This is a genomic window from Microbulbifer thermotolerans (assembly GCF_001617625.1).
Taxonomy (GTDB): domain Bacteria; phylum Pseudomonadota; class Gammaproteobacteria; order Pseudomonadales; family Cellvibrionaceae; genus Microbulbifer; species Microbulbifer thermotolerans.
The window spans coordinates 3,742,844-3,759,203 of record NZ_CP014864.1; the positions used below are offsets into that span (position 1 = coordinate 3,742,844).

The following is a 16,360-nucleotide window of genomic DNA, read 5'->3' on the forward strand; positions in this document are numbered from 1 at the left end:
CCTCATAGTTAAAATGGCTGCCATTCCGCCATCAACCCCAACGGAAACGCAGCCATGGATAGCCAACCGGCGCAGTCAGCAGCAAGCCGCCGTTTTTATCTGTCTCCCATTTCCCTGCCGCAACTGCGCCTGAGCCGACGTGAGTGTGTCTACGCCCTGCTTTACGGCTTGGTATTTGCCGGTGCCTGGCTGCGGATTGACTACATCCTGCATTACAACCCCGTCGACCATATCTGGAGCGATCCACAGCGCCACTGGGAGCAGGGCGTGGACGCCCTGCGCAGCGATCCCATGGCACTCACCGACCCGCTGCTCTATCAGCTCTATATCGGCCTGCTCGGCAAGCTCACCTTGAAAGACCCTCTGCTGGTGGCCTTCTACACCGCGCTACTGTCGTTGATGACGCCCTGGATCTGGTACCGCTTCCTGCGTGAACTGCAGCCGAGTAAAACCATGGCCCTCGCCGGCTGGGCCGCGCTGTCACTGTTGCCCTCCTGGACGGTCATCTACAGCTACTTTATGCAGGAAACGCTGCTGTTGCCGCTGTTGGGAGCGGCGCTCTACGCCAGCTGGCGCTGCCGACGCAAGCAGACGCTGCGGAGTTTTTTGCCGATGGTTCTGCTGTGGGCCCTGGCCGGACTCACCCGAGGCATCGCCATCCCCCTGGCGGCAGTGACCTGCAGCTGGCTGTGGCTGGCACAGGGGGACAAGGTGCGCAAGGCGGCCTGGTCGCTGCTGCTGTTGGCGCTGCTTCTCGGCCCCCTCACCTATCGCGCCTACCAACAGGTGCAAATCTTTGCCCCGCACGGCAACGGCAAACTGGTATCGATATACACGCGTTCCGGCAAAAAGCAGATCAACATCCACTATCTTCGCGAAGGGCAGCGCTGGAGTTATTGGTTTTCCTCCCCCTCTATCGGAGAAAAACCCCTGGAGCCCCTTTCCGACTGGCAGACGGCGCGCCGCGGCGCCGTAGAAGTGACCATCGATCTAACCCAGGGTGGCGAAGACTGGAAACGGGCGCTGGCCGAAAATCCACTGACGTTTTCCAATTACCTGTGGATTGCCAAGGAAAACCTCATCTATCTCTTTTTCGGCGCCTCCTGGCCGGACAATAACACCGCGCGCGCCCTGGACCGCATCAATATTCAGATGCGCTGGCTGTGGGCGCCGCTGACGCTGCTGCTGATCGCCGCCACCGTCATTTCCTGGCGGCGCCTGCGCGGCCGGCGCCTGCTGCCGGTGCTGATCGCCACTTGGATTCTGGTACAGGGGCTGCTGCCGATTGCCGTTAACGAAGGGCGCTACCGCAAACCCGCCGAGGGCCTGCTGCTGGCGCAGGTAGTGCTGTTGCTGGGTGTCCGGCGCCCGCGCCGCGCGTCCGCGGAAAAAATTCACACGCCCACCATTGCCCTAGTGGCGGGGGCCGGCCTGGTGCTGATCGCCGGCGGCGCCCACATTTGGCAACACTGGTCCCAGGCCGCGGCTTTCGAGCGCGATGGAAAAGCTTTCTTAAGCGCACTGCGCGCTGTGTCCCACCGCCAGCAGTGGGGCAGCCTGGGCAGGGACCAGAGTGTTCAAGGTGGCCCTATCTCCATCGACGGCCAGCACTTTCCCCGAGGCCTCGGGGTACATGCACTGAGTAAAACACGCTACACCATTCCCACCGGCGCCGAGTACTTCCACAGCTATTACGGCCTCACCGACGACGGCGGCCGCCGGGGACTAGTGGAGTTCAAGCTACTGCTAGACGGTGAGCCGGTATTTTCCAGCGGCGCCTTCGCCCATGGCGCGGCCGGGGAAATACTGTTGCCGCTACAGGGCGCCGAAACCCTGACCCTGGTGGTGGAACCGCTCGGCAGCAACCACCACGATCACGCGGCCTGGGCCATGGCCCGGTTTCTGAAGAGGAGGCCGGGCAATGATTGAGTGGCTGCTGCGCCAGCGCCTGGTGCGCTTTACCGCGGTCGGCGGCACCGCGACGCTGGTACAGTTTTTACTATTGGCACTGCTGGTGGAACGGCTGTCGGTTAATCCCGTACTTGCCTCAGCGGCCTCCTTTGCCATCTCCGCCGGCTGCAATTACTGGCTCAACTACCGCTTCACCTTCGCCAGCCGCGCCAGCCACTGGCGCACGCTGCCGAAATTTATGCTGGTGGCGCTGATCGGCCTGGGGATAAATACCGCGAGCTTTGCCCTCCTATTACTGACCTTCCACTACTTAATCGCCCAGTGCCTCGCCACTCTTATCACCCTGATCAGCAACTTTACCCTGCATCAGTACTGGATTTATCGGGAGAAATCATGAAGGAACATGCGAGCGCCGCAGCGCGCTTTCGGAACGCGCCCTCCCTGGCAATAGTGGTCCCCTGCTATAACGAAGAAGAAATACTGCTCGACAGTTGTGCGGAGCTTATCCGGCAACTGCAGCGACTGATACGTATCGGCAAGGCCACTGCGGACTCCAAAATTTATTTGGTGGACGACGGCAGTCGCGACAACACCTGGGAGCTGATGCGGGAAATCGCCGACCGGGAGGATTCCATAGTCGCTGTTAAACTGTCTCGCAACCGCGGCCATCAGAATGCGCTGCACGCGGGCCTCAGCCAGACGATCGAGGAGGCAGTGGTCAGCATTGACGCCGACTTACAGGACGGTGCGGAAAATATAGAGACAATGCTGGACCACTATTTACAGGGAAGCGATGTGGTCTACGGCGTACGCAGCGAACGTCACACAGACACCTTTTTCAAGCGCTTCACCGCGGAAGGCTACTACAAAGTCATGCACAAGCTGGGTGTGGATCTGGTATTCAACCACGCCGACTTCCGCCTGTTGTCGCGCCGCGCGCTGAACGCGCTACTGCAATACCCGGAGGCCAACCTCTTCCTGCGCGGCATGGTGCGACAGTTGGGTTTCCGCTCTTCGCAAGTGGAATACCGCCGCCTTTCGCGCGCCGCCGGCGAGAGCAAATATCCGCTGCGCCGAATGCTCTCCCTGGCCTGGAGCGGAATTACCGCCTTTTCCAGTGCACCGCTGCGGGCGATCACGCTGCTGGGTCTCGCTGCGAGCGCCTTTTCATTTATCGTTATCGTCTGGGTGCTGGCGACGCGGCTGTTTACTGCCAACGCCGTGCCCGGCTGGGCCTCTATTTTGCTGCCCTTGTTGTTTATCGGCAGTGTGCAACTGTTGTGCCTGGGCGTGATCGGAGAGTATATCGCCAAGTTGTTCGAGGAAGTGAAGCAGCGGCCGAGATACCATATCGATACGGTCCTCGGCGTAGAGAAGTCGGGGGCAATAAAACAGAAAAAAGTCGCGGCAACCGTCGATTAAACGCTATCGATGCCAAACAGCGCCCGCAACCAATAACCGATCAGAAATGCCAGCGCCGCGGCCGCACCGCCCAACAGCAGAGTGCTGAACCCGGAGCGCAGCACCGGCCGCGCGTACACCAGGCTTTTGAGCATTCCGATAACAAAGAACATCAGGCCGGCCAGCAGCGCGCTGATATTAAACTGCACCTGCTGTTCCAACGAGGAAAACAAAAAGGGCGTAAGTGGAACCACGCCGATGAAAACAAAAGCGGTAAAGGTGACCAGCGCCGAAACCAGCGGGCTGACTCGCTCCTGACCAAGGCCGTACTCCTCGGTAAGCATTGTCTCTATCCACAGCTCGCGATCAGCGGTAATAGTCGTGACTATGCTTTCCAGCGTCTCGCCGCTAAAGCCCTTATTGGCGAAGATCTGCCGTATTTCTTCCCGCTCCCCCTCCGGCACCAGGGCGATATGGCGCTCCTCGGTGCGCCGGGCCGCCGCCAGATGCTTGCGCTGGGCGTCCACCGCTTCAAAGTTGCTCACCGCCATGCTGAAGCCGTCAGCGAGCAGATTGGCGAATCCCATCACCAGTATCACCAGCGGAGAAAAGCCGGCGCCAAAGGCGCCGGATACCACGGCAAAAGTAGTGACACAGCCGTCGATAGCGCCGAGCACAAAGTCCGACACTTTCTGCGATCGGGGTTTCCGCTGCAAACGCCGCGCGATATTTTCCCGCCGGTGCTCCCTGAGCAGAGCCTTCCTGCCCGATTCTTTCATCGCTGCTTTCCTCACAATCCTTTTAGGGCCCTCTGATTCAATCGCGCGAAGGCTATTGTCGGTTCAGCGGTGCTCAGGCGATGCTATCTACCTGACAACAAAGCTGGTCCTGTCCACGCCGGTGTTGCCGGTCTTCGGGTCATAGGCGTAAACAAGGATTTCATAAACCCCCGACTCCGCAGTCCGCAGGGGCGCGCTGAAAGTGTTGGTGTCCGTCAACTGCAAGGGCAGTGTTTGATGGGGTTGCCCGTCTTTTTTGACGATCGCGGCCACCTCAATTTTACTGCCATCCCAAAGGCCGCCATCGGTCAGCGGACAACCGCACATCATTACCACATTGGCGCTAATCTCGAACGGCCCCTGGTCTTTGCTGGTGACGGAAAGCGTCTTCGGGCTCAGTACATCCACCACCATGCCGGGTATTTCCACAATCAAGCCGTCACCGCCGATGGGTTTTCCCGGTACCAGCCAAGTCTGGGTCTGCGCCAGCACCCGCGCTTGTTTTTTAATGTGGGGAGCCAACACTTCCACAGTCACAAACACCGGCTCGCTGATATCGAGCTTGGCTTCGAACTTTGCCGCACCCTCGCCGATCCTGTCATAGCGGTTGCGGGGAGTTTTCATAATGCGCTCGGTATTGCCGGTGCCGCCCTGAGTGAGGCCCTGCGCCAGTATCTCGCCAGTGTCGGTATCGCGGATACGCACCAGGGCGCCGCCAATGGATGTGCCAATAAACTTGGCATCCTTGGCTTTAGCGCGCACAACAATTTCAGTGGGAACTGCTTCTGCGGCACCCGCCACGCCCGTGAACAAAAACAGCAATAAAGCGGGAACTATTGTAAATAATTGGATACTCTTCACGATCTTTCTCCTTCTCAGCCGGCCGGTTCCAAGCGGTAGAGACCGCCGTCACTGGTGTCGTTGAGCAGATAGATATACCCATCTGGGCCCTGGCGTACATCGCGGATACGGCCCAGCTGCCCTTCAAGTAAAATCTCTGTTTCTACGACCTTGTCGCCGTTCAGTTGTATGCGCAATAACTTCTGACTGCCGAGGCCACCGGCGAGCAGATTGCCTTCCCATTCCGGAAAGAAATTGCTCTTTACCTGTGCCAATCCCGAGGGCGCGAAACGGCCTTGGTAAATATATTGCGCATCGCGCACACCGGGCATGGACGGAGCGCCAATCGGCTCCTTGGTTCCGTAGTCCTTGCTGCGCGTCACTATCGGCCAACCGTAGTTTTGTCCCGCTTCGATCAGGTTCAATTCATCTCCTGTCAACGCCGCGTGTTCGCTGGCCCAGATACGGCCGTCGGCGGCCACTACCAGCCCTTGAATATTGCGGTTGCCGTAGCTGTAGATTTCGTCCAGACCGGTGTCTTCGCCGGCAAAGGGGTTGTCCGCCGGCGCCGTACCAGTCTCCGTCAGCCGCAGTACGCTGCCGGCATGGTCTTTTTTATCCTGTGCCCGCTCCGGGGTTACACCCCGGTCACCGATGGTCATCAACAGAGTGCCGTCCGCGCGCCAGGCCAGCCGCGAGCCGTAGTGGCGCCCCGGCTGGGAGTAGCGGTCCTGCACGAAGAGTTCCTGGAAATCCGTCAGTGCGGCACCTTTGAGTTTCGCCCGCGCCAGTGCCGTGGCGGAGCCTGTCTCTCCGGGCTTGGAATAGGTCATATAAATCCAGTCGTGTTCACCATCGCCATAGCGCGGGTGCAATACCAAGTCCAGCAGGCCGCCCTGACCCAGCGCGGATACCTTTGGCACACCCTCGATGTACACGACTTTATCGTTTTCAATCAAAGCCAATCGGCCGCGACGCTCGCTCACCAGAAAGCGACCGTCCGGCAGGGGCGCCACTGCCCAGGGGTGATGCAATCCAGAGGCCAGCTGAACGATACGGAAACTGTGGAGTTCACTGTCGACTTTCTCCTCCACCATTTCCGCCGCATTTGTCAGAACCGCGGCGCCGACGAGCACAGCAGCAGTCAACCAACGGCGGAGATACCTCACTGTTATTTTCATTGCTCTCTCCTTGTTATTTCTTGATTCGCCAATTCAATTGGCTGGCACAAAGAACTATCGCCCATAGCAAACAGGCCGGGCAATGCCCGGCCTGTTCGATCGAATCCACCGCGATGAATTAACCGGCTTTGACCTGTTCAATCCAGGCATTAACCCGTTTTTCCAACATCGGCAACGGCAGGGCACCGCCGCCGAGCACTGTGTCGTGGAAGCCGCGGATATCAAACTTATCGCCCAGCTGTTGCTTCGCCTGCTCGCGCAGTTCAAGAATTTTCAGCATGCCGATTTTGTAGGAGGTCGCCTGGCCCGGCAGGGTCAGATAGCGGCGCACCTCAGAGCGCACCGCACCCTCTGGGATAGCGGAGTTTTCCAGGAAATACTCTACCGCCTGCTCCTGGCTCCAGCCCTTGGCGTGCATACCGGTATCCACCACCAAGCGGATGGCCCGCCACATTTCCGCGGTCAGGCGGCCGAAGTCCTTGTAGGGATCTTTGAATTGCCCCATTTCCTTGGCAAGTCTTTCCGAGTAAAGGCCCCAGCCCTCGATATAGGGCGTAAAGTGTGCCTGGGTGCGGAATTGCGGGATACCCTCCAGCTCCTGAGCAATAGAAATCTGCATGTGGTGGCCGGGATTACCCTCGTGATAGGTCACTGTCTCCATATCGGTGGTGGAGAGGGCGCTCATGTCAGACATATGCACATAGTAAGTGCCGGGACGCGAGCCATCGGGGGTACCGGGTTGGTAGTGCTGGGCGCCCCCCGGCACTTCGCGGAAGGGTTCAACCCGCTTGACTACCAGCTTCGCCTTGGGCAGCAGACCGAAGTATTTCGGCAGCTGTTTTTCTACATCGTCGAGGAAGCCCCGGGTCTCCGCCAGATAAGCCTCGCGACCTTCGTCGGTATTGGGGTAGTAGAACTGTTTGTCGTTGCGGATAAAGGTGAAGAATTCCTGCAGGCTGCCCTCAAAGCCCACCTGCTCTTTGATGCCTTCCATTTCCTTGCGGATGCGAGCCACTTCATCCAGACCTATCTGGTGCACCTCGTCGGCGGTCAGATCCAGGGTGGTGTAATTGGCCAAGCGGTTGTTGTAATAGGCCTCGCCATTCGGCAGGCTGGAGACACCCTTGGCCTCCGCACTGGTGTTTTCACGGTCTTTTTGCAGCCAGGCGATATAGGCATCAAACGCAGGCTTGAACTTGTCAGTCAGCTTTTCCCGTACCTGTGCCTCATACGCCGCTGCGGCTTTGTCGTCTATTTTTCCGTCTTTTTTCAGCGCTTCGATCTTGCTCTTGGCATCGGCATAGAGCGGGGCGTCGCCCTCACCGTCGAAAGGCGCCCCGGAGGTAACTTTTTGCGCGCGTTCTATGGCCAGATCATAGGCGAAACGCGGCGGGCGAATGCCGTCTTTGGCCGCGAGCTGGGCGCGCTCGAGAATCTGTCCCATGGCGCGGCCGATACCATCAATCCGGGCGATATAAGCGTCCATGTCCTCGGTGGAATTCACCTTGTGGATATTGATCAGGAAATTGGGCAGCTGGGCCTCGGGACCGCCCAGCTCACCAGCGAAATAGGAATGGCGCTTGAAGGGCTCGGCCGCTTTCTCCTGTTCGTATTGGAAGATCCACAGATCGTAGGATTCCTTGCCCGCCGGGGTCAGCTTGTCGTAGTCGAAGTTTTTTTTCAGTTCTTCGACGGTCTTCGCTTTCCAAGCCAGCTTGCGCGCGTCGGCGGCTTCGCTCATATCGTCGATCTGGTCGTAGAGATCCTTACGACCCAAGTAGCTGAGCATAATCGGACTGAACTGTAACTCTTCCTCGTAGCGCTGGTCGAACCACTCAGTCAAGCGCTGGGTTTCCGCGGCGGGCTCAGCCGCGGTGTCCTTGGCCTCAGCGGCGCTTGCCACAGTGTTGGAGGCCTGGGGTGCGGCCTCGTGGGCCTCTTCGCGCTGGCAACCGGCGACAATAGCGACGGCCAGCAGACTGGGAATCAGGGGTACACGGTGCAGGGGGTTTATTAGTTTCTTGGGCATCTTCGTGTCTCGATCATATTTCGTACAGAAAAACGCTGACTACTTTGACACGAAATTGGCGAGGTGTCGATTAGGCCCTTATTGCGCCGCAGAATAAGAGCCAAATTGATGACCTTTCGGATACTCGATGAAACAGTTGGCGGCTTCAGAAAGCAAACGATGAAAAACCTTGGGTAATTCGCTCCCAAGATTTTCAGAGGAACCACTGATTAATTCGCGTGAACACTACAGTAGGTTGCGGGGCGCTCAGGCAATAGGCTGGCCATTTCGAAAACGCACGAGTACTTCCCTGTAGCTCCGATGGATACATCCCTGTATCCGACGGTTTCGCAATGGCCAGCCTATCACCTGAGCTTCTCATCTGGCTCCAAAGAGTTTTTATCGTCAGGAAGTGAATTAATCAGAGGTTCCCTAATAAGATTTTTTAAAGCAGGTTTTTCGCCACTGCCGTGTCGATACACCGCTGGTAGGCAGGGCAGGTCACCAGATGGTCATTGACCATACCTGTGGCCTGCATATGGGCATAGATGATAGTGCTGCCAACAAAACTGAAGCCCGCCTTCTTCAGTGCTTTACTCATAGCATCCGCTTCCGGCGTGGTGGCCGGCACCTGTTCCGGGCGGCGGTGGCGATTTACGCGCACCCGGCCGCCGGTAAACTGCCACAGAAAGTCACACAGACTGGTACCACTGTCACGCAAAGCGAGATAAGCGCGGGCATTTTTTACCGCCGACTCCACCTTCAGTCGATTGCGGATAATACCGGGGTCTTGCAACAGTCGTTCAATTTTGTGCGGCGTGTAACGGGCAATTTTTTCCGCATCGAAATTGTCAAAAGCCCGGCGGTAATTTTCCCGCTTGTTCAGCACGGTGATCCACGCCAGCCCCGCCTGGGCACCCTCCAGCAGGAGAAACTCGAACATGGTGGCGTCATCAGTGACCGGCTGGCCCCATTCCTCGTCGTGGTATTTCTGATAGAGCGGTGTACTCAAACACCAGCTGCAGCGTGTATCTTCCACAGGTATTGCCGTTCTGTTATTGAGGCAGCTTAACTGCCAGAAAAGAAGTAATACTGAATCAGCTGCAATATCAGCAGCAGCATGACCAAAACGAAAACGATATTGCTGCGGTTCACGGTTTCTCCAATAAGCCCTGCGCCATCAGCCAGTCACGGCATTCGCGCAGCATGGTTTCCAAATCTACGTCAGGCCTGTAGCCCAGTTCCCGTTCGGCCTTGGCGCCGCTGGCGGTGACGCGCCGGGTAATCAGGGCGGCTTTTTCCGGCGTGATCACAGGCTCGCGCCCACTGAAGCGCGATACTACATCGTACAAGCGCGCCAGTGCGCGGATCACAAATGCGGGCGTGGTACGCTTGGGCACCGGTTTACCGAGCAGCTCGGCAATTTTCCCAAAAAATTCCAGGAAGCTCGCATCCACACCGGCGAGAATATAGTTTTCGCCGCAGCGCCCCCGAAGATATGCATCAATATGCGCGCGCGCCACTGAGCCGGCGTGACAAAAGGAACCGCTGCCCGGCGGCACACCCGGCAACTGCCCTCGTTGAATCATAAAAAAAGTCTGCGCCCAGTTGCCGCGATCGTATTTACCGACGATACCACAGGGATTCAGAATCACAGCATCCAGGCCGCGCTCTATTTCCCCTCGTAACGCCAGTTCCGCGTGCTTTTTGCTGTAGAGATAGTGGTGGCGCGGGTCGTCTGCCAGCTGTGGGCTCTCCTCAGTAATAGTTTCACTGTGGTAGCCGTAGGCGGAAATAGAACTGGTGAGAATCATGCGCCCGACGTTTTTCTCCCGCGCCACGCGCGCGATATTGGCCGTTCCCTCGACGTTGTCGCGCCACTGCCGGGCATTGCCGCCACGCCACATATTGGTGTTGGCGGCCAGATGAAAGAGCGCATCGACGTTTTCCGGCACAGCCACGCGCAGCGACTCCTCATCGGTCAGGGTGGCCTGCACAAGTTCCGCGCCCAATTGCCGCGGCAGCCGGGTATCGGAGTCGGGGCGGTGCATCGCGGTGACACGCCACCCGTCCGCGCGCAATTGTTCGATCAGATTGGCACCCAAAAAGCCAGTGCCACCGGTGACAAAAGCATGTTTCACTGTATTTGGCCGCCTGATAATTTTATTGGGGTTATCGTTGTCCGCGCCTATCCACGGTTTATTGGGCTGAGGCATTGGGCTAATCTAGGGCATTTCCTTATGCGGTTCCAGAGCAGTTGAGTTAATCATGAAAGGTTTGATACAGCGTGTGCGCCATGCGCGGGTGGAAGTGAATGGAGAATCGGTCGGAGCTATCGACAAAGGTCTGCTGTTGCTGCTCGGGGTAGAGGCGCACGACAACCGGGAGAGTGCCGACAAACTATTGCACAAAGTGTTGCACTACCGCGTATTCGGGGACGACCAGGGGCGCATGAATCTGAACCTACAGCAGGCTGGCGGCGGTTTGCTGGTGGTAAGCCAGTTTACCCTGGTGGCGGACACCTCCCGCGGCCTGCGCCCCAGCTTCAGCCGCGGCGCCAAACCGCAACAGGCGGAAGCGCTCTATGACTATTTCGTCGAGCAGGCGCGGCGTCAATTCTCGCCGGTGGAGTGCGGCGTGTTTGCCGCGGATATGCAGGTCTCACTGCAGAACGATGGACCAGTGACTTTTCTGCTGGAAGTATAAGGCGGCCGCGTCCAATCTTCGGGGATGCTGTCGTCCGGTCAGTGACAACACCCGAGCTCGAGCTTCTGCGTGATGTGATAAGCCGCAATAGCGCATGCGGAAGCCACATTCATAGAGGAATTATTGCCCAGCATCGGAATATGAACCGTGGTATCGGAGATATCCAGCAGCTCCTGGCCGACACCTTCCTTTTCCGATCCGAGCACCAGGCAGATTTTTTCATCAGGCCTGGGAGAAAAGTTCGCAAGATCCATGCTGTCAGATGAAATTTCCAGACAGACAATTCTGTAGCCTTCTCCTTTTAACTGCTTTACCAGATCCAGAGTGTTTTCATGATAGGCGTAGGGCACATATTTTTCCGCGGCGCGAGATGTCTTTCTGATTTTGGTGTTAGGGGGACAGATAGAACCACCTGAGAGAAATAATTTTTCAACGCCCAGGGCGTCGGCAATCCTGAACAGGCTGCCTATATTCGTTGGAACTCTAATGTTATATGCCAGAAGGCAGAGCGGATATTTCCTGCCACTGTTTTGGTGAGTAGCGTGATCCAATTGTACGTTTTTCATTTCGCGACTTTAAAACCATTGGTGACTTCCCTCGCTGGACTGAAAGATACCCTCTCAGCCGCTGAGACGCCCAGGACTTTGCCTAGTCGCCCCAAAACCAACGACAGCACCCAAAGGAACGAAGCAAAGATTCGTTGGCGAAAAACGCTGTTACCCTGACGACAAATCGTGCCGCGCTCCTCGCATGCAGCTTTCTCCGTTGGGCGACAACGCAGCCCCCATACTGTCGGCATCCGGTGTGCTGGAATCCTTATAGCGCTGCGCAAGCTGTTTCAGGCGCCGCTTGCGCTTTTCCTTACCCAATTCACCCAGCCGCTCCGCGGCCCGGTAGAAATCCTCCCAGCTATCACTCTCGCGATACAACTGCTTAAACGCCGGAACCTGAGATTGATATTCAGCCACCAACGCCAAAGTGGCATTATTGGTCTTGTCGATATAGCGCCGGTAGCGCTCTGGATTGGGCCAGTCGGCGGAAAGCTCGCGGTAGCAGTGACGCAATCGCGAGAGCACCTGGGCTTTCTGCGCGCGCTTGCTCTCGTCGGTGACTCTCGCTTTATAAATGGTCTGCAACTGCTTGCGCGCTGCGGTCATCAGGCGGTTGACCGCCAGCGCCTGCGCGCGGGTATCGGCGCCCATGCCCTCGATGCCATAGCGGCGGCGCCATTCCGGCAGCGCCAGCTCCGACACCGCTGTGGCGAAGCTCTCGTTAAACTGGGTGTCGCCGGAGATATAGACCCGCCGGTGCGCCAGCTCGTGAAACAAAAGGCCGGCCAGGCGCTCGGGCGACCAGTGGACAAAGCTGGATAGCACTGGGTCATCAAACCAGCCGAGGGTACTGTAGGCGGGTACCGGGCCCAGATAGACATCATAACCCTGGGCCAACAATTCCCGCGCCTTCTCCTCGGCGGCGGCCTTATGGAAATAACCGCGGTAGCTGGCGCAGCCGACTACCGGATAGCACCAGCGCTTCGGTGTCAGGGAAAACTCCGGCGCCGCCAACACATTCCACACGGGGTAGTCTTCCTCGAGTTGCACATAGGCACCGTAAGCCCGCCCCACTGGCAGCCGCAGCTCCGCCTTGGCATAGGCGCGGATGTTCTGTACCTGGCGTAGCTGTTCGCGCAGTTTTTCCCCTGTCTGCGGTGCTGCTACCACCTCCTCAATCGGCTCGCGAGCGGACAAAAGACGCCACTGACCACTCGCCGCCTGCGCGTAGTATTCCACGGTTTCACAACCACAAAGCAGTAATACCGCCAGGGACACAAGCGACGCGAGTAAACGCGGGAAGCTGATATACACTCTAACCATCGTTTGCATAAGGAGTTTGCATGGAGCCGACCACCCCCGGCACCGGCATGGCCCCGGTCGCCGCCGTCTTGACCGTCTTTGCGCTGGTTTTCGCCTTCCTCTGCTGGCTGCGCCTGTTGCGTGTCTGTTTTCGGCAACACTTGCTGTTGGGGCTAATCGCCATCTTTCTGCCCCCCCTGGCCCTACTAATATTGCTGCCGGGCTGGGAAAAGGAGCGCGACATGTTCGCCCTTGCCGCCGGAGCACTGGTTGCTATCAGCATAGCCGCACTTGTGTAGTCCTTTCACCTGCACCTTTTCCCGTGTGGCTTGATCCAGGTCAAGCCACGCAACTAGCTGCTTCCTAAACTGACACTATCGCCCATGTATAAGACGGAGTCAGATATGGACGCACTGATTGACCTATTTACCAGTTTTTCCGGCCTGCTGAGCTTGGGAGTCATCGCCTTTATTTTCCTGATGGCCACCTATTTAATCCGCCTCGCACTGCGCAATATCGACAAGGACAGCCACCTCGCCGAGCCGGATTCGAACGGGGCCCGGCGACAATCATAAGACAGGAAGTGTATACGCTTGCGCAAGGCGCGAGCGAAGATAGGAAATAGGATTTCGAAACCGTCGGATACAAGGCGGTATCCGGCGAAGCTACAGGGATGTACTCGTGCGTTTTCGAAATATCCGTCCTATTGCCTGAGCGCCCCGGAACCTACCATTGTGTCCACGCGAATTAATCAGAGGTTCCCTAGCAGGCTACAGTGCCCAGCGCAGTGACGTCTTCTGCTCAGAGAGGGTCCAAAGTTTAGCCGCCATTTCCCGATTAAGCGCAAGTTCCTCCAGCGGGCACTCGCCGACCGGGCCCACCATCTCGAACCTTGTAGGTCCATATAATTTTGCGGGTTCCAGCCCTTCTTCCGTTGCACACATCACTTCGGGCCAGGCCCCCTTTTCCGCGGATTGCGCCAACAGCGAGAGCACAGCCCAAAGTGCCTTTTGGAGAGGGCCGGCCGTGTCCTTCAACAAATTGGTGCGGGCTGCGCCGGGATGGCAAACCAGCACCCGGGTGCGTTTTCCGGCCGCCTCAACCCGTCGCTGCAATTCGTAAGCAAACATCATCTGTGCCAGCTTGCTCTGGGCGTAGGCGTTCCAGGGGGTATATTTTTTATCGAAGTTGAGATCTTCGAACTGAATACGTTTCAGCCCCATTTTATAGGCGTTGCTGCCGACAACCACGATGCGCCCACCCGAGGCTTCAATCCGCTCAAAGAGCAACCCACAGAGCAGAAAATGACCGAAGTGGTTCACCCCCAACTGGCTTTCAAAGCCATCCACGGTGATCTCCTGCCGGGCGACCTGAGCAATGGCCGCGTTACAAATAAGGGCGTCGATCCGGTGAACCCGCGCCATTATTTTCGCCGCAGCTTCTCGCACGGAATCCAGTACCGCCAGGTCCATTTGCACAAACGTCACCTGTGCATCAGTGCCCAACTCCTGTTTCAGACGCGCAATGGCGGCAGCGGACTTGTCGGCGTTGCGGTTCATCATCACCACTTTCGCACCCTTGGACAGGAGCACTCGCGTTGCCTCAAAGCCCGCGCCGGCAGTGGCACCGGTGATGACAAACGTCTTGCCCTTCAGCGAACTGAGCCGCTCCGGCGTCCAACCATTGGGTCCAAATTTTTGTTGCATAGCCATTGTTCAAACTCTCTCGATTGCGTATCCGGCCGATATGCCGCCGGTAAATCATGAGGTGCCGTCTCGCTGCACCAGTCAGGGGAAGCGGATGATTGGGCGACAGTGCCCGCTATTCGGTTTGAACTATAAATATCGAGGATGTAACAAAATAGGCGAAATAGTCGCTAATACATGCCTGATTGTCTCACGCTGATTGAAGGGTGTATTTTGCAATGCTACCGTGAGCACATGTATAGACAGCCGATAAAACAACTCATTGAGCGCAGGGTTAGTGAAGATGGCATGGTGGAAACCGGGGTGAAGGGCGTGCAACTCTTCCGGGTCACCGAGCCGGTTCGCTGCGCCCCGGCAGTGTACGAGCCCAGTGTGGTGGCCATTGTGAGTGGTACCAAAGAGGCCATACTGGACGGCAAGCGCTACCTATACGACAGCAATCGATACCTGTGCTGTCCCATTTCCATGCCGGTAGAGGCGGGGACGCCCGCAGCCTCGCCGGAGGTTCCTCTTCTGGGGGTATATATCTCCTTGGATACGCGCGTGATGACCGATCTGGCAATCACAATGCAAAACGCCGCGGGCGCCATCCGCAAGCCCAAGACCAACCCACCCCCACAACAGGGGGTCACACTCGCGCGCTGGGACGACGCATTTGGTGGCGCGCTGTGGCGACTGCTGCAATTGATGGACAACCCGGCGGATATGGCGGTGCTTGGAGATGGCCGGCTACGGGAAGTCTATTACGCCGTACTGAGGGGGGAAGCCGGAGATTGTGCGAAGCGCGCCTTTGGTGTGGGCAATGAAATCGCCCGGGCAATTGCGTTTCTGTCTTCCCGTTTGACAGAGCCGGTCACCATTGAAGAGATGGCCGCGCAGGTAGGAATGAGCCGGGCCGTGTTCCACCGCAAGTTCAAGCAGGCGACCACTCTGTCGCCCATCCAGTTTGTGAAGGCGATGCGGCTGAACAGTGCGGCCGTGAAAATTGCCGCAGGCATGAGTGTAAACGAAGCGGCCATGGAAGTGGGGTACGTAAGCTCCTCTCAATTCAGCCGCGAGTTCAAACGCATGTACGGGCAGTCTCCCCGGCAGTGGAGTCACACTCATCCACTACCTTCGGGAATAAGATAGTGGATTGCGGGGCGCCAAGTCCGTTACCTGAGCGTCTCATCGGCGCCCCAAAACCTTTACCTCAGGCAGCGAATTAATCAGAAGTTCCCTGATCTTGCTCTGTCGACGCCTTAGACCCGGACTGGATCCAGCGGCCAAGCAAAATACCCAGCTCAAACAGCAGCCACATGGGAACCGCCAACAGGGATTGGGAAATCACGTCCGGTGGTGTCAACAGCATTCCCACCACGAAACAGCCGACGATCACATAGGAGCGTTTGCTTGCCAGGGTCTTGGGATCTACCGCGCCACTCCAGATCAACAGTACCGTGGCGATGGGAATTTCAAAGGCGAAGCCAAAAGCAAAAAAAAGCTTCAGCACAAGATCTAGGTAGCGGCTGATATCCGGCATCACCTGGATATCCGCATGGGCGGAGCCGACGAAAAAATCAAAGATGATGGGGAAAACAACAAAATAGGCGAAGGTCATGCCAGCGTAAAAAAGGATAACGCTGGACACCAGCAGAGGCACGGCAAAACGCCTTTCATTTTGGTACAAACCGGGGGCGATAAAGGCCCAGGCTTGATAGAGCACAAAAGGGATGGCAATAAAAAAGGCCAGCACAAATGTAGTCTTAAAAGGTGTAAAGAAGGGGGAGGTCACTTCGGTGGCGATCATACCCGCGCCTTCCGCCAGGCGCGCCTGCAGTGGATCGGCGACGAAATCGTAGATCTCTGCGGCAAAGGGCACCATGCAGGCGAAGATAACCACCACCACCAAGAGAGTTTTGAGGAGGCGGTCGCGCAGTTCGATCAGGTGGTCGATAAACGGCTGCTGACTGTCGGTTTCCGGCTGGTCGCTCAT

The 16,360-nt window shown here is 57.5% G+C and carries 17 protein-coding genes; 7 read left to right on the forward strand and 10 right to left on the reverse strand.

Annotation, left to right across the window (positions count from 1 at the left end; translation table 11 throughout):
• Nucleotides 1-54: 54 nt before the first annotated feature.
• The 3 genes from A3224_RS15470 to A3224_RS15480 are packed head-to-tail and all read left to right on the forward strand — an operon-like array spanning nt 55 to nt 3,333.
• Nucleotides 55-1,929 carry an NPCBM/NEW2 domain-containing protein gene (locus A3224_RS15470; RefSeq protein WP_067156700.1) on the forward strand — a complete coding sequence of 625 codons (1,875 nt, stop codon included), beginning with the start codon at nt 55-57 and terminating at the stop codon, nt 1,927-1,929.
• Complete coding sequence (locus A3224_RS15475) at nt 1,922-2,308, forward strand: GtrA family protein (protein ID WP_067156701.1); 387 nt, start codon at nt 1,922-1,924, stop codon at nt 2,306-2,308. The genes A3224_RS15470 and A3224_RS15475 overlap by 8 nt, the downstream gene beginning before the upstream one ends.
• Nucleotides 2,305-3,333 carry a glycosyltransferase family 2 protein gene (locus tag A3224_RS15480; RefSeq protein WP_067156703.1) on the forward strand — a complete coding sequence of 343 codons (1,029 nt, stop codon included), beginning with the start codon at nt 2,305-2,307 and terminating at the stop codon, nt 3,331-3,333. Before A3224_RS15475 ends, A3224_RS15480 begins: the two co-directional genes overlap by 4 nt.
• On the opposite strand, the gene A3224_RS15485 is transcribed toward A3224_RS15480, so the two are convergent.
• The 6 genes from A3224_RS15485 to A3224_RS15510 all read right to left on the reverse strand — a co-directional run bounded on the left by A3224_RS15485 (nt 3,330) and on the right by A3224_RS15510 (nt 10,261).
• Nucleotides 3,330-4,091: a VIT1/CCC1 transporter family protein gene (locus A3224_RS15485; protein WP_067156705.1), complete on the reverse strand. Its 762-nt coding sequence runs from the start codon at nt 4,089-4,091 to the stop codon at nt 3,330-3,332. The two genes, A3224_RS15480 and A3224_RS15485, sit on opposite strands and share 4 nt — an antisense overlap.
• An 87-nt stretch (nt 4,092-4,178) precedes the next feature.
• The gene (locus A3224_RS15490; protein WP_231902412.1) at nt 4,179-4,952 is read right to left on the reverse strand and encodes a hypothetical protein; all 774 of its coding nucleotides are present in this window, start codon (nt 4,950-4,952) and stop codon (nt 4,179-4,181) included.
• Between the two features lie 14 nt (nt 4,953-4,966).
• Nucleotides 4,967-6,112 (reverse strand): PQQ-dependent sugar dehydrogenase, encoded by a 1,146-nt coding sequence (locus A3224_RS15495; RefSeq protein WP_067156710.1) that lies wholly within the window; start codon nt 6,110-6,112, stop codon nt 4,967-4,969.
• Nucleotides 6,113-6,230: 118 nt separating this feature from the next.
• Nucleotides 6,231-8,141, reverse strand: a complete 1,911-nt coding sequence (locus A3224_RS15500) for a DUF885 domain-containing protein (protein WP_067156713.1) — start codon at nt 8,139-8,141, stop codon at nt 6,231-6,233.
• Between the two features lie 424 nt (nt 8,142-8,565).
• The gene (locus A3224_RS15505; protein WP_067156716.1) at nt 8,566-9,159 is read right to left on the reverse strand and encodes a DNA-3-methyladenine glycosylase I; all 594 of its coding nucleotides are present in this window, start codon (nt 9,157-9,159) and stop codon (nt 8,566-8,568) included.
• 112 nt (nt 9,160-9,271) lie between these two features.
• The gene (locus tag A3224_RS15510; RefSeq protein WP_067158150.1) at nt 9,272-10,261 is read right to left on the reverse strand and encodes an SDR family oxidoreductase; all 990 of its coding nucleotides are present in this window, start codon (nt 10,259-10,261) and stop codon (nt 9,272-9,274) included.
• A 127-nt stretch (nt 10,262-10,388) separates the two neighbouring features.
• On the opposite strand from A3224_RS15510, the gene dtd reads away from it, so the two are divergent.
• Nucleotides 10,389-10,826 (forward strand): D-aminoacyl-tRNA deacylase, encoded by a 438-nt coding sequence (gene dtd, locus A3224_RS15515; RefSeq protein ID WP_067156718.1) that lies wholly within the window; start codon nt 10,389-10,391, stop codon nt 10,824-10,826.
• 38 nt (nt 10,827-10,864) lie between these two features.
• On the opposite strand, the gene A3224_RS15520 is transcribed toward dtd, so the two are convergent.
• Nucleotides 10,865-11,392 (reverse strand): TrmH family RNA methyltransferase, encoded by a 528-nt coding sequence (locus tag A3224_RS15520; protein WP_067156722.1) that lies wholly within the window; start codon nt 11,390-11,392, stop codon nt 10,865-10,867.
• Nucleotides 11,393-11,542: 150 nt separating this feature from the next.
• A complete protein-coding gene (locus A3224_RS15525) occupies nt 11,543-12,709 on the reverse strand; it encodes an aminopeptidase (protein ID WP_082817571.1) in 1,167 nt (388 codons plus the stop codon).
• 11 nt (nt 12,710-12,720) lie between these two features.
• Here A3224_RS15525 and A3224_RS15530 point away from each other — a divergent pair, with 11 nt between their 5' ends.
• Both A3224_RS15530 and A3224_RS16710 read left to right on the forward strand, forming a co-directional pair.
• Complete coding sequence (locus tag A3224_RS15530) at nt 12,721-12,978, forward strand: hypothetical protein (RefSeq protein ID WP_067156726.1); 258 nt, start codon at nt 12,721-12,723, stop codon at nt 12,976-12,978.
• A 105-nt stretch (nt 12,979-13,083) separates the two neighbouring features.
• Nucleotides 13,084-13,254 carry a DUF3149 domain-containing protein gene (locus A3224_RS16710; protein WP_074901655.1) on the forward strand — a complete coding sequence of 57 codons (171 nt, stop codon included), beginning with the start codon at nt 13,084-13,086 and terminating at the stop codon, nt 13,252-13,254.
• Nucleotides 13,255-13,449: 195 nt separating this feature from the next.
• Here the strand turns inward: A3224_RS16710 and A3224_RS15535 are convergent, their stop codons facing one another.
• On the reverse strand, nt 13,450-14,391 hold the full coding sequence (locus A3224_RS15535; protein WP_067156728.1) for an SDR family oxidoreductase: 942 nt from the start codon (nt 14,389-14,391) through the stop codon (nt 13,450-13,452).
• Nucleotides 14,392-14,619: 228 nt separating this feature from the next.
• Between A3224_RS15535 and A3224_RS15540 the strand changes: the two genes are divergently transcribed.
• Entirely contained in the window at nt 14,620-15,516 is an 897-nt protein-coding gene (locus tag A3224_RS15540) for an AraC family transcriptional regulator (protein WP_067156731.1), read from the forward strand.
• Between the two features lie 73 nt (nt 15,517-15,589).
• Here A3224_RS15540 and tatC read toward each other — a convergent pair whose 3' ends face one another.
• Nucleotides 15,590-16,360: a twin-arginine translocase subunit TatC gene (gene tatC / locus A3224_RS15545; RefSeq protein ID WP_067158153.1), complete on the reverse strand. Its 771-nt coding sequence runs from the start codon at nt 16,358-16,360 to the stop codon at nt 15,590-15,592.